We start from the raw sequence: 15,908 nt of genomic DNA on the forward strand, positions 1-15,908 counted from the left end.
CTAGGGGTGGCTGTGCGGGGTGCGGCCGGCGGCGGGACGGCTGTCCGGGAGGCTGCCGGGCGGGGTGTGCGCCGGGCCGGCCGCGGCCGGAGCCGTGCCGGTCCAGCCGTCGGACGGGCGGTCGAACCAGAGGTGCACCTGGCCGGTGCCGATCGAGTTCTCGTACTCCCCGTACTGGCGGGCGGTCGCGACGCAGGCCTGCTCGCCGAGGGCGCCGGCCATCATCAGGTAGTGGAAGAACTTCGCCTCGGGCCGGTACTTCCAGAACTCGTCCATCGTGTCGAGGACCTTGTCGTGACGGCCCTCCTTGAACCAGGCGATGCGCTCGTGGTCGGCCTCGCGGGCCTCGGGCGTGCGGATGTGCACCGGGTCGCTGGACTCGTGGTCGCGCAGTTCGCGCAGCGGCCAGAAGGTGTGCGAGAGGGCGCCGGACGCGATGAGCAGGACACGGCGGCCGGGGGTGGCGGCGATGCCGTCGGCCAGCGCGCGGCCGAGCCGCAGATGGTCCTCCATGTCACCGGTCTGGCACACCCCGATGGTCACCCACCGCTTGTCGGGCAGCCCCTCGCCGAGGAACTTCCACAGGTTGATCGTGGCGTAGTAGACCGGCAGGTAGTCGTCCTCGATCGCGGTGATCCAGGTGCCGTGTTGGTCCGCGAACTTCTCTATGTTCTCCGCGAGTTCGGGGTCTCCGGGAAAGTCGTACGGCATCCGGCACATGCCGCGCGGCAGCTCCTCGGAGGTGAACAGCCCGGCGCGGCGCCGCTGGGCGGTGACGACGAACTCGACGGTCGTCGCCCAGTGCGAGTCGAGGACGACGACGGTGTCGTAGTCGTCGCGGGCGAAGACGTCCTCGCGCAGCTGCCGCAGCCCGGTGACGAGGGTGATCTCCTTGCCCTGGTTGAGCTTCCGCCGTTCCTGCTCGGGAAGCACGATGGTGGGGACGTGGGCGAGCAGCCCCGCCCCGACGATCTCACCCATGGTCCTGACTCCATCCGTTCGGCGCGGTCACGGTGTTCTTCAGGTCGCAGTAGAAGTCGAAGCTCCAGGAGCCGCCCTCGCGGCCGACGCCGGACTGGCGGGAGCCGCCGAAGGGAGCCTGGAGGTCGCGGACGAAGAAGCAGTTGACCCAGACCGTGCCCGCCACCAGTCGTGCCGTGACGCGCTCGGCGCGCTCACGGTCGCCGGTGACGAGGGTGGCCGCCAGGCCGAAGCGGGTGTCGTTGGCGAGCCGGACGGCTTCGTCCTCGGTGGTGAAGGGCTGCAGCGTGAGGACGGGACCGAAGACCTCTTCCTGGACGATCTCCGAGTCCTGGGCCACGTCGGTGAGCAGCGTCGGCGCGTAGTACTGACCGTCCTTGCGGTGCCCGCCGATGACCGCGCGTGCCCCGGCGTCGAGCGCCCGCCGCACGAACCCGTCGATCTTCTCCAGCTGGCGCGGGTGGATGCTCGGCCCGATGTCGGTGGCCTCCTCGCGGGGGTCGCCCTGGGTGAGCTGCCCGGCCTTCTCGACGAACCGCCGGGTGAACTCCTCGGCGACCGACTCCTCGACCAGGAACCGGGTGGCGGCCAGGCAGACCTGGCCGGCGTTGTCGTACTGCTCCACCGCCAGGTCGACGGCGAGGTCGAGGTCGGCGTCGGCGAACACCAGCAGCGGTGACTTGCCGCCGAGTTCGAGGCTGAGCGGGGTGAGGTGGGCGGCGGCCGATGCGGCGATCCGCCGGGCCGTCGGGACCGAGCCGGTGAAGCTGATGCGGCGGACGTCCGGGTGGGAGGTGAGCGCGTCGCCGATCTCGGAGCCGTAGCCCTGGACCACGTTCAGCACCCCGGCCGGCAGCCCGGCCTCGGCGGCGATGTCCGCGAGCAGGGACGCGGTCAGCGGGGACCACTCGGCGGGCTTGAGGACCACGGTGTTGCCGGCGGCGAGGGCCGGGGCGACCTTCCAGGTGGCGAGCATGAGCGGGGCGTTCCACGGGGTGATCAGCACGCTCGGGCCCGCCGGGTCCCAGGAGACGTGGTTGGTGTGGCCCCGGGTCTCGAAGTCCTCGTGGTCCAGCTTCAGCAGCCAGTCGGCGAAGAAGCGGAAGTTGTGCGCCACCCGGGGCATCACCCCGCGGCGGTGCGAGCGCAGCAGGGCCCCGTTGTCGGTGGTCTCGACGATCGCCAGATCCTCGAGCCGCTTCTCCACGCCGTCGGCGACGGCGTGCAGGATCCGGGCGCGTGTCGCGCGCGGGGTGGCCGCCCAGGCGGGAAAGGCGGCCTTGGCGGCGGCCACGGCGGCGGCGGCCTGAGCCGGGGTGCCGCGCGCGATCTCGCCGATCGCGCGGCCGTCGATGGGCGAGACGTCGGTGAACGTCTCGGCGGAGGCGACGCGTTCGCCGCCGATCCAGTGCCGTGTGTCGACGGTGACCCCGGCCACCGTGAGGGTGTGCTCGATCATGCCGGTCTCCAGGTTCTGTGATGCGTGAGGGGGTTACTCGGCGCCCGAGGTGCCGGACTCCAGCAGCCGGCCGCCGTCCCAGACGACGCCGACCTGCCGGTAGTAGGCGGCGATCGGTTCGTGGATCTCCAGGCGGGCCAGTTCCTCCGTGGGCGCCTCGAACAGCTCGAGTTCGGCCTCGCCGACCCACGCGGGACCCGCCTCGAAGGACGCCGCACCGGTCTCGATCAGCTCGTCGAGGGCCGGCCCCTTCCCCTTCTCGATCGAGGGCAGCCAGCGGTGGTGGGCCATGGGGTGCGCGTTGACGAACCCGTTCGTCTCCGACGGCTCGCGCAGCGTCACCACCGTCTGGGCCAGCCGCCGGTCCGCCGCGGCCAGCGTCGCCCCGAACCGGGCTCCCGCCTCGATGCGCGGGGCCGGCCCGTAGGGGTGCGGGCGGGTCTGGTGGATGGAGCCGAGCTTCTTCGGGTAGCCCTGGTGCAGTCCGCGGGCGATGGCGAAGTCCTTGTCGACCCAGATGTAGACGCACCGCGAGTAGGTCTGTCCCCGGTACCGGCAGCGGACGACCGCGAAGGCCTCCTTGTACTGGGAGAGCACCGGGTCGAGCAGCTCGTCGCCGGAGGCGGCGCAGGACTGCCAGTCGGCCCAGATCAACGCCACCGCCCCGGGGTCCTCGTCGGCGAGCTCCAGCGGCTCGGGCAGCAGTTCGCGCACCCGGGCCGGATCGGTCCGGTACTCGACGGTGAGCAGGTCGCCGGAGTAGCGCCACGGCGGCGACGGGATCAGCGACGAGGCGCCGCTCGCCGTCTTGGGGTGGAAGTAACCACGGACAGGGGACATGACGGGCTTCCTTACGGGGTGAGGGCGGGCGACTTCAGCAGCTGGGCGCGGTAGCGGGCGGCGGCCGTCGCGGTGGCCGGACCGCCGAGGGCGACGACGCCGACCAGCCGGCCGCCGGTGTGGTAGCCGACCAGGACGTCCCCCTCGGGGTCGCCGTCCAGGACGCGTACGTCGTCCGTGCCGAGACCGGGCGCCCCGAAGGACTGCAGGCGGAAGTCGTGCTGGTCGCTCCAGAAGGTGGGCAGCGGAGCGAAGGGGCCGGGACCGGCGTCGGCGCCGGTGAGACCGGCGACCAGGGTCTTCGCGGCGTGCCGGGCGGTGTCGGTGGGGATCGACCAGTGCTCGACGCGGCGGGGAACGCCGTCGTAACGGGCGTTGGGGAAGCGGGCCACGTCGCCGACGGCGACCACGTCGGGCCGGCCGCCGACCCGCAGCCGGTCGTCGGTCAGGACGCCGTCGGCGAGGTCGAGGCCGTTGCCGTCGAGCCATTCCACGTTGGCGACCGAGCCGACCGACTCGACCACCACGTCGGCGGGCAGCACGCGGCCGTCTGACAGGACGACGCCGGTCACCCGCTCGTCGCCCCGGAAGCCGGCCACTCCCGTGCCCAGCGCGAAGCGCACCCCGCGCTCCTCGTGCCGTTTCAGCAGCGCGCGGCCGAGCAGCTCGCCGAGCGGGCCGGCCATGGGCAGGGGCAGCGGGTCGACGACGGTCACCTCGGTCACGCCGAGACGGACGGCGGTGGCGGCGACCTCGCAGCCGATGAATCCCGCGCCGACGACGACCAGCCGGACCCCGGGTCCGGTCAGCTCGTCGCGCAGGCCCTTCGCGTCGTCCAGCGTGCGGACGGTGTGGCGGCCGGCGAGCGGTCCGGGGCAGCGCAGCCGTCTCGGCCGCATCCCGGTGGCGACGACCAGCCCGTCGTAGGACAGCGCGCGGCCGTCGTCGAGGGCGACGGTCCGTTCGTCGAGCCGGGCGGCGACGACCTTCGTGCCGAGCAGCCACTCCACGTCGGCCGCGGACGCCTTCGGGGTGAAGGCCAGTGACGCGAACGGCGCCTTGCCGGCCAGCACGTCCTTGGACAGCGGAGGCCGGTTGTAGGGCATGTGGGGCTCGTCGCCGACGACGGTGACGGACCCGGTCCAGCCCGCCGCGCGCAGCTGCTCGGCGGCGCGCAGTCCGCCCATCGAGCCGCCCGCGACGACAATCGTCCCGGTCATGGGATCAGCCCTCGATCCGGATGGCCTGCAAGGGGCAGACGTCGGCGGCTTCCTCGACCTCGTCGCGCAGAGCTTCGTCGGCGTCGGGGACGTAGGCGAGCCGTCCGTCGTCGTCCAGCGAGAAGACGTCCGGGGCGGCGAAGACGCACTGGCCGTGGTCCTGGCACTTGTTCATGTCGACGACGACCTTCATGGCGGTCCTCCTGAGGGGTGAGCGCATCGGAGCGGAGGGGGAGGAGGTGGGAGGGCCCGGCCCGCGGGCCGCAAGCGTCCGGTGAGGGCCGGGCCCCGGTGCCACAGGGCGGCGGGAGAGCCGCCGCCCTGACTCGTTTGGCGTCAAACAACATAGGAAGCCGTCGCCCCCTGGTCAATACCTGTCCAGATGGATAAATTTTTTCCACCGCCCCCTTGCGGGGTCGCGACTCCCTTCCCTACCGTTCGGGATCAAACGAACGGCTCCAGGGGTTCGCCCGGGACCGTCTTCCCGCTCCCTCCCGGCCCCGGACCCGCCTCCTGTGCGCCTCCCGTCCGGCCGTCGCCCCCCCCGAGGGAGCCCCGCCTTTCCGCCCTAGGAGAACCCGGTGAGCGCATCCGACAGCCCAGACATCCGCCGGCACATGGAGCGGCTCGCCGCCGAGGGCGTCGACGTGGTCCGGGTGCAGTACCCCGACCTGATGGGCACCGACCGCGCCCGCGACGTCCTGCTGGACCACCTGCCCTCGGCCGGCGAGCACGGCCTGGCCTTCTGCCGCGCCGTCTACCACACCACCCCCCAGGGCGACGTGGTCCCCGTGCCCGGCGGCCTCGACGCCGGACTGCCGGACGTCTGCGTACGCCCCGACCTGTCCACCGCCGTCCCGCTGCCCTGGGAACCCGGCGTCGCCGCCTGCCTCGGTGAGGTCACCGACCCGGCGACCGGGGAACCCGCCGCGGAATCCCCGCGCGACCTGCTGCGCACCGTCCTGGCCCGCTGCGCCGAGCAGGGACTGCGACCCGTGGTCGGCCCCGAACTCGAGTACTTCCTCCTCGAACCGGCCCCCGGCACCCCCACCGGCTGGCGCCGCGCCCCGGAGACGACCGGCGCCGTCTACACCGCCGGCCTGCGCGCCGACCCCGCCAACCATCTGCTGCGCACCCTGCGCCTGCTGCGCGACCTCGGCCTGGGCGTCACCAACGGCAACCACGAGTTCGACGGCGGCCAGATCGAGATCAACCTGACCCACTCCGACGCCCTGGACGCCGCCGACCGCGCCTTCCGCTTCAAGGCCGCCGTCAAGGAACTGGCCCGCAAGGAGGGCAGACTGGCCACCTTCATGGCCAAGCCCTTCGGCGACGCGGGAGGCTCCGGCTTCCACCTCCACCTCTCCTGCGACGACGCCGACGGCCGCAACGCCTTCGACGACCCGGCCGGCGCCCACGGCCTCTCGGCCACGGCCCGGCACGCCGTCGCGGGCATCCTCGCCCACGCGCCGGCGCTCGCGGCGCTGGCCAACCCGACCGTGAACTCGTACAAGCGCTTCGGTCCCGACACCCTCGCGCCGTGGCTGATCGACTGGGGCCTCGACAACCGCAGCGCCATGGTCCGCATCCCCCCGGAGCGCGGCAGCGGCGCCCGGCTCGAACTGCGCCTCGGCGACGCCGGCGCCAACCCCTACCTGCTCGTCGCGGGCACGATCGCCGCCGCCCTGCTCGGCATCCGGGCGGGCGAGGAGCCGGCCGCCCCCCTGGAGGGCTACGGGTACGACACCGCCCGCTCCGCCCTGCTGCCCACGAGCCTGCCGGAGGCGCTCGACGCGCTGGAGGCGGACACCGCCCTCACCGACGTCCTCGGCAAGGACTTCACCGCCTCCTTCCTCACCTACAAGCGCAACGAGGCCGAGCGCTTCGGCCGGCACGTCACCGACTGGGAGTTCACCGAGTACGCCTACCACCTCTGACCCGGCCGCGCCCGCCCGCCCGCGCCCGCCCGAGCCCGCCCGAGCCCGAGCCCACCCGAGCCCGAGCCCGCCCGAGCCCGAGCCCGCCCGAAGGTCCGAGCGCTCGACCGGCCCCGGCTCCGGCCGCTCCGGTCAGTCCCGCCCTGCCCGCCCCGCCCCGCCGGCCCCGCTCGTCCCGCCCGCGCCTTCCCGTCCCGTCCCGTCCCGCACAGGAGATCACCGATGAACAGCCCCGCCGCCGCCGTCCCCGCCAGCCGGGCAGAGCTGCGCGCCGCCCTCGAAGAGCCCCTGCCGCTGGACCGGGTGGACCTCGCCGACCTCGACAACTTCGCCGACGGCGTCACCCCGTGGCGGATGTTCCACACCCTGCGTCACGAGGACCCGGTCCACTGGCAGCCCGAGGAGGCTCCCAACTCCGGCTTCTGGGCGGTCACCCGGCACGCCGACATCGCCCGCGTCGACCGCGACGCCGACACCTTCACCTCCACCCGCTTCGTCAACCTGGAGGAAGTCGACGAGGACCAGATCAAGAAGCGCGCCTCGATCCTGGAGATGGACGGCGTCCGCCACCGCGCCCTGCGCAGCGTCATCCAGCGCCAGTTCGGCGCCGGCGTCATCAACAGCTACAGCGACTTCCTGCGCGGCCTGACCGCGAAGACCCTGGACGCGGCCCTGGCCAAGGGCACCTTCGACTTCGTCGCCGACGTCTCCGCCGACTTCCCCATCAACGTGCTCGCCCGGCTCCTCGACGTGCCGCCGGAGGACAACCAGCAGCTCATCGACTGGGGCAACCGCATCATCGGCAACACCGACCCCGACTACGCCGACGTCCTCCTGCACAGTGCGGAGAGCGAGAAGTACCGCGACCTGCCGTTCCGTTCACCCGCCTCGCTCGAGGTCTTCGAGTACGGCCGCGAGCTGGCCCGGCAGCGGCGCGGCGGCGAAGGCCAGGACCTGGTGTCCAAGCTCGTCAACACCACCCCGCGCGACGGGGTCCCGCTCTCCGCCCAGGACTTCGACAACTACTTCCTGCTGCTGGTGGTCGCCGGCAACGAGACCACCCGCCACACCATCTCCCACTCCATGCTGGCCCTGCTCCAGCACCCCGACCAGCTCGCCAGGCTGCGCGACGACCCCTCGCTGATCCCGACGGCCGTCGAGGAGTTCCTGCGCTGGGCCTCCCCCGTGTACCACTTCCGCCGCACCGCCACCCGGGACGTCGAACTCGGCGGCAAGCAGGTCAGGGAGGGCGACAAGGTCGTCATGTGGTACGCCTCCGGCAACCGCGACGAGGCCGTCTTCGGCAACCCGTACGACTTCGACGTCAGCCGGCAGAACAACGACCACGTCACCTTCGGCAAGGGCAGCCCCCACCTGTGCCTGGGCAACCTCCTCGCCCGCACCGAGATCCGCATCATGTTCGAGGAGCTCATCCCTCGCATCGCCGACATCAAGCTCGCCGGCGACGTCCCCCGGGTCCGCTCCAACTTCGTCAACGGCATCAAGAAGCTGCCGGTCGAGGTCACCCTCGCCTGAGCGCAGCGGCCTCAGGGCCGCCCGGTGGGGCGGATGAGCAGGAGCGCGATGTCGTCGCTGCGGGGCGCGGAGCGGCGGGCGTGCTGGACGAGCGAGTCGGCGAGCGCGTCCAGGGTGCCCGGCCCGGCCCGCTCCAGCTGGCGGGCCAGGGCGTCGACGGCGTCCTCGAGGTCGACCCCGGGCGCCTCGACGAGCCCGTCCGTGTAGAAGGCCAGCACGGAGCCGGGCGGCAGCGGGACCTCGGTGGACGAGTAGGGCACGTCGGGATCGATGCCCAGCAGCAGTCCGGGCGGCAGGTGCAGCACCTCGGTGCGGCCGTCGGGGTGACGCAGCAGCGGGGGCGGGTGCCCGGCGGTGGCCAGGCGCGCGCGCTGCTCGGTGAGATCGATGTGGGCGTAGAGACAGCTGGTGAACAGGCCGGGGTCGAGGTCGGTGAGTAGCCGGTTGGTGCGGGCGAGGACCTCGTCCGGGGGCGCGCCCGCGGTGGCGTGGACGGCGGTGCGGACCTGCCCCATCAGCGCGGCGGCCGTCATGTTGTGGCCCTGGACGTCCCCGATGGCCGCGGCGGCGTTGGTGGCGTCGAGGCGGATCAGGTCGTAGAAGTCGCCGCCGACGTCCATGCCGCGGGTGGCGGGGAGGTAGCGGGCGGCCACCTCCAGGCCGGGCACGTCGGGCAGGGCGTGCGGCAGGAGGGCGGCCTGCAGGTCGTGCGCGAGCTGGTGCTTGGCGTCGTACAGGCGGGCGCGGTCGAGGGCCTGCGCGATCAGTCCGGCGGTGGAGGTGAGGACGGCGCGTTCCTCGGAGGCGAAGGCGCGGGGCCGCCCGTAGGCGAGCACCAGGGAACCGACCGGGTGGCCGGAGGTGATCAGCGGCAGGAAGGCCCAGGCCGCCATGCCGTCCTGCGCCACCGCGGGCGGATAGGCGCGCTGGAGCTCGGCGAAGCTGCCGAAGAAGGCGGCCACGCCCGTCGCCAGGGTGCGTACGGCCGGGGTGGCGGAGGTGAGCGGTTCGGCGTCGAAGCCTTCCATGACGTCCGCCGAATAGCCGCGGTAGCCGATGATCCGCAGCCTGCCCTCCTCGGCGGTCATCAGCGCGAGCGCCTCCGCGCCGAACGCGGGCAGCATCTGGTCCGCGACCTGGTCGACCACGTCCCGCACGCCGACCGCCTCGGTGAGCGTGGCGGCCAGATGCATCAGGTGGTACAGGGTGGCGGCCCGCCCGGGAGCGGTGGACACGCCCGCGTCCGGCCGGGGCGGGGCGGAGACCGGCGCGTGGGCGTGGGCCGAGTGGGTGGGCGCGATGTGCACGCTGATGCCGGAGGCGTCCGGGGTGAGCCGGAACGACAGCCACCGGTCCGGAGGGCGCAGGGCGGTGAAGGACACCGGCTCACGGCTGAGCACGGCCGCCCGGTACCTGTCCTCGGCGGTCGGCTCGTCCAGCCAGGGCAGGGCCTCCCACGGTTTCCTGCCGAGCAGGGCGTCGATGTCGGCGCCCAGCAGCTCGGCGGCCCTGGTGCTGACGAAGGCGATACGGCCGTCCACGCCGAGTGAGCAGCAGCCGCGGGGGAGGCGCTCGACGAAGTCCACCGCCGCCTGCGCCTCGTCCGGTCCCACCGTGCGGGCCCGCAGCGGCGGCAGCATCAGCGGCTCGGCGCCCGGCCGCACCCGCCGGCCCTCCTCGGCGGCGTGCCGCAGGATCAGGCCCAGCCGGTGACACGCGCCGGTGATCGCCTCCCGCTCGCGCGGGCTCAGCTCCGACGGGTGCGACGCGGGCCAGTGCACCACCAGACCGCCCCAGGTGTCGGCGCCGGTGGCCACCGCGGCGGCGGCCAGCGCGAAGCGGTACGGCAGGACGAGCGCCAGCCGCGGGTAACGGCGCGCCCTCTCCTCCTGCCCGCCCACCCACACCAGGCGCCGCTCCCGCACGGCGTCGGAGACCGGAGAGACGGCGTCCAGCATCACCCGCGCCCAGGGCATGGAGATCTCCCACGGGGCCCCGCCCAGCGCGGCCAGCCGCAGGACCGGCTCGTCCTCCTCCAGCAGATAGACGGCCGCAACGGAAGCGCCGGTCCGCCGTGCGAGGTCGACCAGCACCGGCTCCAGCAGCTCCGGACCGGAGCCGGCACGGCGGTCCTCGGCGGCGGCGTCCGCCACGTTCTCACCTTCCCCGGAGCGCAGGGCCAGGGAGCGCGGTCAGAGGTGACTCCCTCATTACCGGACCCTACGCCCCCCACGCCCCCCGGTCGCGCAGTGCGCGAACCCACCGGCACGCCCGGCACCGGGACGGGCGGGGCCGCCCCGGTATCCATGTCAGTGGCCGGGGCTACAGTCCCCGCCGTGGACCGAAACTCGCTGATCGAACGACTCACCGGCTCCTGGGAGCAGACCCGGACCGCCCGTGACGCCCTCGTGGAACGAGGCGCCCAGGCCGTGGCGCCCGTCCTGGAGGTGCTCTGCGACGAGCGGTCGCCCGTGGACTGGGTCGTCCCCGCGGACGTGCTGTGCCGGATCGGCGAGCCCGCACTCGCCCCGCTGGCCGAGGCCCTCGCCCGGGCCGCATCGGCAGACTCCCCGGAGACGGCCCGCAGGGCCGGCTGGGCGCTCGGGCGTCTGAAGGTCGCAGACGCGGGGGTCTACGTGCCGCTGCTGAGTCACTCCCACCCGAGGGTCCGCGAAGACGCGCTGTTCGCCTTCCAGTGTCAGGGGGAAGCGGCGCTGGAGTTCACCGATCAGCTCATCCCCCTGCTGGGGGATCCCCGGGAGAGCGTCCGGCAGCGAGCCGTGTGGGCGTTCGCGGCCATCGGGGGCGGAGTCGTTCCCGCGCTGCGGCGGGTACGCCGGGAGCCCGCCCCCGGACCCCGGCTGCGGGCCGGCGCGCTGGAGGCGCTCGCGGCCGTCGGCGGTCCGGCCGCGCTGGACCCGGAAGACCTGGACGCGTGGCGACGGCTGACGACGATTCTGCGGACCGGGGAGATCCCGGAGGCCATGCACCTCTGCGGGTCCTGGTACGCGGTGCCGAGCGCCGATCGGAGCGCCGTGCTTGACGCCTTCGATCTGGGGGACGCCGAACCGGTCACCCTGCGCACCGGGGCGGCCGCCTGGAACCACGATCACCACGACTGGCGGCACCGCCGCGAACACGCAGACTGCGCACGGGTGTTCGTCAGCCCGGTGCTGGACGGCTGGACACTCGTCTTCGGCGCCTCGTCCGAGGACACCCATCGCATGGAGGACGCCGACGACGCCCTCCGTGACGAGGTCCGCGAACGCGTGGTGCGGGAGCGGTGCGCGGCTCTCGGCAGGCGATTCGGGGCGGCACAGTGGTACGGGATGAGCTGCGGCGACGACTGGACCGCCTGGTGCGTCGCCGAGGGCGGCGAAGTGGTGCGCTACTACGACGCCTTCGACGCCGAAGAGAGCGACGAGGACGCGGACGGCGGCACCGGAGACGGGGGACCGGCCCACCCGGCGGAGGCCGGATACCTGTTGCCCCATCAGGACGGCTTCCCCGACGACGCCTTCGACGGCGTGAACCCTTCGGACAGCGAAGCGTTCCAGGCCAGATACCGCCAGGTGAAGGAGGAACTCGCGATCCCCGACACGTGCTACGCCGTCGACGTGGCCCGTCGGCTGTCGGTCGACCCCGGCTCCGTCGGAGCGGAGACGACCGTCGGCGGGCACGGGGTGCTCGCGCTGACCGCGTGCGGCCGCCGACACGGGCACCCGGCAGGGGCACTTCCGGTCTGACGCATCGCCTCCTGGCGCTGTGTCCTGTATCACTCTTCGCACAGTGAGTGCCGGGCCGGGGTGTTGTGCGTACCCATCCGTGACGAGCGGAGCCCGGATGCGAGGATGAGGCCGTCATGACTGCTGGGTGGGGTGCGCGCACGGTACGCGCCGCGGTGTTCGCGGCCGTCTGCGTGCTGCTCGCCGCCCTCGGACACGTACTCATGTCGGGCTCCTCCGTGCCGTGGTGGACGATGTCCGCCGGCTTCGCCGCCACAGCCGGCGTCGGCTGGACTCTGGCGGGGCGTGAGCGCGGACTCCCGCTGGTGGTGACCGTCGTGGTCGTCGCTCAGGGGGCGCTGCACTCGGCCTTCTCGTGGGGCCGGACGGCGGCTCCGGCGTCCGGGATCGGTTCGGCGGCACAGGACTCGAGCGATATGTCGACGGGCTCGATGTCCGCCGGTTCGATGTCCGCCGGTTCTGCGGGCTCGATGTCCATGGACGCGATGGACATGGGCTCGCCGGGTTCCATGAACTCCATGAGCATGGGGCACGCGGCGCACGCCGAGCACCTCGGGCACATGGTCCACAGCGCCGGCGGCATGTCGTCGCTGGGCATGCTCGCCGCCCACACGCTGGCCGCCCTGCTGACCGGTCTGTGGCTGGCCCACGGCGAGCGGGCCGCGTTCCGGCTCCTGCGCGCCGTCGCCGGACGGCTCGCCGCACCGCTGTTCCTGCCGCTCGCCGACCTGCCCGCCCCGCCGCGCCGGCCCCGCCTGCGGCCGACGCGCGAGCGTGCCGGGCGGATCCCGCGGCTGACGCTCACGCACACGATCATCTCTCGGGGGCCTCCGGCCGGGACCGCTGTCGTCTGAGACAGCCGGCTTCCCGAAGCCGTCCTGCCGCCGCCGCGTCTGTCGCGGCGTCGGCTCCGAGGCTTCGGACGCGGGGCGGGCACACGTCGTGCGTCCTCGTCCCGTCCCCGTCTCCCTCCCGTCCCGGGACCCTCCGCAGCGGCGGACCTCACAGCGTGCACGTCCCTCCGGGCGCCTGCCCGGCGCCGTGCCGCGCTGTGCCGCCGCGCGTCGCCTCGTCTCGCCTCGCTGCGCCGATCGTCCCGGACCACCCGAGAAGGACTTCAGGTGATCACTCCTGTCCTCCCCCTGCTCCCGGCGTCGTCCGACGAGCACCTCAGGACGACGCCGCCCGACGACGCGGCCACCGGCTGGGCGCTCGCCGCCCGCACCGGCGATCCCGACGCCGTCGACCGGTTCGTGCGGGCCCTGCATCCGGACGTCGTCCGCTACGTCACGTACCTCTCCGCGGACCGGCAACTGGCCGACGACCTCGCGCAGGACACGTTCCTGCGGGCGCTCGGCAGCCTGCACCGGTTCGAGGGGCGCTCGTCGGCACGCACCTGGCTGCTGTCCATCGCGCGCCGCACGGTCGTCGACAGCCTGCGCCACGCCGCCGCCCGGCCGCGGCGGGCCGACGTGGACGACTGGACGAGCTGCGCCGAGCGCGCCCAGCCCGCCGGCCTGCCCGGCTTCGACGACGGCGTGGCCCTGCTCGACCTGCTGGACGCGCTGCCCGCCGAGCGCCGGGAGGCGTTCGTCCTCACGCAGTTGGCGGGCTTTCCCTACACCGAGGCGGCCGAGGCCGGCGGCTGCCCGGTGGGGACGATCCGCTCGCGGGTGGCCCGGGCCCGCGCGACCCTCGTCGGCCTCCTCGAGGAAGCCGAGAGGGCCGAGGCTTCCGACGGCGCCGAGGGAGGGGGCGGGGCCGAGGCCCCGACCCCCCTCGCCGCCTGACGCGACGTCGCGGCCTGCCCGGCGTCATGGGTGCCCGGCAGGCCGCCGGAACGTCCGTGCCCCTCCCGGGGCCGGGCGTTCCGCCAGGTCCGGTTCACGTCCTGCGCGGGGGCGTTTGGCACACTGTCCGCACCCCGGTGAAAGAGGTCCCGCATGTCCATGGTCGGCCACCTGCGCAAAGTCGCGAGCCTGGCTCGGCGCAGCCGACGGCGCGTGGACCTCAGTCATCCGGCCCGCTCCCCGCTCGGCTCCGCCGTCGTCAACTGCGTCGTCTACCGTGACGGGGTCCGTCGACCGCCGGCCGACTCCGTGGAGGAGGCCGTGGGGTACGCCCGCAAGCACCGGGGCGGATTCGTCTGGCTGGGCCTGCACGAACCGAGCGCGGAGGAATTCGCCGGAGCCGCGGAGCTCTTCGGGCTGCATCCGCTCGCCGCCGAGGACGCCGTCCACGCCCAGCAGCGCCCCAAGGTCGAGCAGTACGGCGATGTCCTGTTCGCCGTGTTCAACACCGTCACCTACGTCGAACACACCGAGCTGACCGCGTCCAGCGAGGTCGTCGACACCGGATCGATCATGGTGTTCACCGGCCCCGACTTCGTCGTCACCGTCCGCCACGGCCGGCACGGCTCCCTCGGGCCCCTGCGGGAGGACCTCGAGGCGGACCCGCAGCAACTGGCCAAGGGCCCCTCCGCCGTCCTGCACGCCATCGCCGACCACGTCGTGGACGACTACGTCACCGTCGCGGACGCGGTCCAGAACGACATCGAGCAGGCCGAGACCGACGTCTTCTCCCCGCTCAGCCCCCGAGCCGCCGACGCCGGCCGGATCTACCAGCTCAAACGCGAGCTCCTCGAGTTCAAGCGTGCCGTCGTCCCGCTCAGCCGCCCCCTCGACCGGCTCGCCACCGATCCGCGGAGCTGCGTCGACCCGGAGATACAGACGTACTTCCGCAACGTCGCCGGCCATCTCCTGCGCGTCACCGAACAGATCGCCGCCTTCGACGCCCTGCTCGACTCGATCCTCCAGGCCCACTTGGCGCAGGTCACCGTCGCCCAGAACGAGGACATGCGCAAGATCACCGCCTGGGCCGCGATCATCGCCGTCCCCACCATGGTGTGCGGCGTCTACGGCATGAACTTCGCCCACATGCCCGAGCTGCGCTGGCGCTTCGGCTACCCCCTCGCCCTCGCCGTCATGGCCGCCGCCTGTGTCGTCATCCACCGCGGCTTCAAACGCAACGGCTGGCTCTAGTAGGGGCTCCGTAAGGTCTGCCCCGCCGTCGCTCGGCGTGGCCGCAGCGAACAGCTCTCTGCCGTCGGCGACGGATCGCATCCGTACCCGGCTCCTCGTCGCCGACCAGACAGGAGCGGGCGTCGGCGGTGAAGCCGTGCCCTGCGGGTCGTCCGGGCCGCGGCACGCAGTTCCGCCACGCGCGCCTCGAGTCCGGCCGTCAGGAACGCCTGTTCCGTCAGGGTCGGTTCCCCCGCTCACCCGCTCCCTGGGTCAGGCCCCTTTGCGGAAGACGAGAACCTCCGTGGAGGCGACGCCCATCGGAGCCAGGAAGCCGGCCTCCAGGCCGCAGCCGAGGGAGGCGAAGAGGTCCACGCACATCCCGCGCGGCATGGCGGCCGGGAAGGAGCCGTGCCCCGTCCCGCCCTGCGTCGCCCAGGTGCGCACCGCGGCCGGGTCCAGGCAGGTCTCGGTCATGACGTCGAAGACGATCCGGCCACCGGGCCTCGTGACACGTGCCATCTCGAAGAAATAGCGGACGGCGCAGAGGAAGGTCACGGTGTTGAAGACCTTGTGTGCCTGAACGAGGTCGACGCTGGCGTCGGGGGTCGGCGCGAGACTGGACCCCGCTGTCGGCAGAGCGATCACGCCGAACGTGTTCACCAGGTAGTCGGCCCAGGGCGCCGCCGTCTCGTAGATCTCGTAGCGGTCCGGCGCGCACTCCTTCAACGTCTTCTCCAGATACCGTCCGGACCCGGGGCCGATCTCCAGCACCGTTGCCGGACCGGCGGCGAAGACGCCGAGAGCGCGTAGTTCGTCGATGGTGGACCGGGTGGCGCCGGGCGTCCCGTTCATCACCGTGTCGATGTGGTCGCCGACCGACATACCGGACGCCCGGGCGGCCCGCATCGTCGCCTCGAAGGGGATGAAGTCGTCGACGCCCCCCAGGTTGTTGCCGCTGCGCACGATGTCGAACCCCGTGCGCCCCAGGAGCCGCTTGACCCCGGACTTCCATGCCGACGTGCCCTTGCCTGCTGCGCTCATCAGGCATCTCCCCAGGTCGTTGCCACCCTCGGGTCAGCATAGGATTTTCGGACTCCGGCGCGCAGCGAGACGGCGAATTCACGGCTTCGACGAGGTGCCGCGCCACCGGCGACCGCCGGCCCGCC

Annotated in this window: 13 protein-coding genes; 6 read left to right on the forward strand and 7 right to left on the reverse strand. The window is 73.2% G+C overall.

Annotated elements, in window-relative coordinates; genetic code table 11:
* From QF032_RS34570 to QF032_RS34590, 5 genes are read right to left on the reverse strand one after another with little or no spacing between them, the layout of a single operon-like run.
* Complete coding sequence (locus QF032_RS34570) at positions 1-981, reverse strand: 3,4-dihydroxyphenylacetate 2,3-dioxygenase (protein WP_307059151.1); 981 nt, start codon at positions 979-981, stop codon at positions 1-3.
* Positions 974-2,440, reverse strand: coding sequence for an aldehyde dehydrogenase (locus QF032_RS34575; protein WP_307059153.1), 1,467 nt, complete (start codon positions 2,438-2,440; stop codon positions 974-976). Before QF032_RS34575 ends, QF032_RS34570 begins: the two co-directional genes overlap by 8 nt.
* 33 nt (positions 2,441-2,473) lie before the next feature.
* Positions 2,474-3,280 (reverse strand): acetoacetate decarboxylase family protein, encoded by an 807-nt coding sequence (locus tag QF032_RS34580; protein ID WP_307047938.1) that lies wholly within the window; start codon positions 3,278-3,280, stop codon positions 2,474-2,476.
* A gap of 11 nt (positions 3,281-3,291) precedes the next feature.
* Positions 3,292-4,500: an NAD(P)/FAD-dependent oxidoreductase gene (locus QF032_RS34585; RefSeq protein ID WP_307047940.1), complete on the reverse strand. Its 1,209-nt coding sequence runs from the start codon at positions 4,498-4,500 to the stop codon at positions 3,292-3,294.
* Between the two features lie 4 nt (positions 4,501-4,504).
* Positions 4,505-4,693 carry a ferredoxin gene (locus QF032_RS34590; protein ID WP_307047942.1) on the reverse strand — a complete coding sequence of 63 codons (189 nt, stop codon included), beginning with the start codon at positions 4,691-4,693 and terminating at the stop codon, positions 4,505-4,507.
* A 388-nt stretch (positions 4,694-5,081) separates the two neighbouring features.
* Here QF032_RS34590 and QF032_RS34595 point away from each other — a divergent pair, with 388 nt between their 5' ends.
* Together QF032_RS34595 and QF032_RS34600 are read left to right on the forward strand one after the other, a co-directional pair.
* Positions 5,082-6,437: a glutamine synthetase family protein gene (locus QF032_RS34595; RefSeq protein ID WP_306947034.1), complete on the forward strand. Its 1,356-nt coding sequence runs from the start codon at positions 5,082-5,084 to the stop codon at positions 6,435-6,437.
* Positions 6,438-6,659: 222 nt separating this feature from the next.
* Entirely contained in the window at positions 6,660-7,973 is a 1,314-nt protein-coding gene (locus QF032_RS34600) for a cytochrome P450 (RefSeq protein WP_307059154.1), read from the forward strand.
* An 11-nt stretch (positions 7,974-7,984) separates the two neighbouring features.
* On the opposite strand, the gene QF032_RS34605 is transcribed toward QF032_RS34600, so the two are convergent.
* Positions 7,985-10,126: a SpoIIE family protein phosphatase gene (locus QF032_RS34605; protein WP_307047946.1), complete on the reverse strand. Its 2,142-nt coding sequence runs from the start codon at positions 10,124-10,126 to the stop codon at positions 7,985-7,987.
* A 183-nt stretch (positions 10,127-10,309) separates the two neighbouring features.
* Here QF032_RS34605 and QF032_RS34610 point away from each other — a divergent pair, with 183 nt between their 5' ends.
* The 4 genes from QF032_RS34610 (at position 10,310) to QF032_RS34625 (ending at position 14,760) form a co-directional block, all read left to right on the forward strand.
* The gene (locus QF032_RS34610) at positions 10,310-11,719 is read left to right on the forward strand and encodes a HEAT repeat domain-containing protein (protein ID WP_307047948.1); all 1,410 of its coding nucleotides are present in this window, start codon (positions 10,310-10,312) and stop codon (positions 11,717-11,719) included.
* Between the two features lie 116 nt (positions 11,720-11,835).
* Entirely contained in the window at positions 11,836-12,573 is a 738-nt protein-coding gene (locus QF032_RS34615; RefSeq protein WP_307047950.1) for a hypothetical protein, read from the forward strand.
* A gap of 267 nt (positions 12,574-12,840) precedes the next feature.
* The gene (locus QF032_RS34620) at positions 12,841-13,509 is read left to right on the forward strand and encodes a sigma-70 family RNA polymerase sigma factor (RefSeq protein ID WP_373430418.1); all 669 of its coding nucleotides are present in this window, start codon (positions 12,841-12,843) and stop codon (positions 13,507-13,509) included.
* A gap of 153 nt (positions 13,510-13,662) precedes the next feature.
* Complete coding sequence (locus QF032_RS34625) at positions 13,663-14,760, forward strand: magnesium and cobalt transport protein CorA (protein ID WP_307047952.1); 1,098 nt, start codon at positions 13,663-13,665, stop codon at positions 14,758-14,760.
* A 252-nt stretch (positions 14,761-15,012) separates the two neighbouring features.
* Here the strand turns inward: QF032_RS34625 and QF032_RS34630 are convergent, their stop codons facing one another.
* Positions 15,013-15,783 (reverse strand): methyltransferase domain-containing protein, encoded by a 771-nt coding sequence (locus QF032_RS34630; RefSeq protein WP_307047953.1) that lies wholly within the window; start codon positions 15,781-15,783, stop codon positions 15,013-15,015.
* Between the last annotated feature and the right edge of the window lie 125 nt (positions 15,784-15,908).

This window comes from Streptomyces achromogenes (assembly GCF_030816715.1).
Taxonomy (GTDB): Bacteria; Actinomycetota; Actinomycetes; order Streptomycetales; family Streptomycetaceae; genus Streptomyces; species Streptomyces achromogenes_A.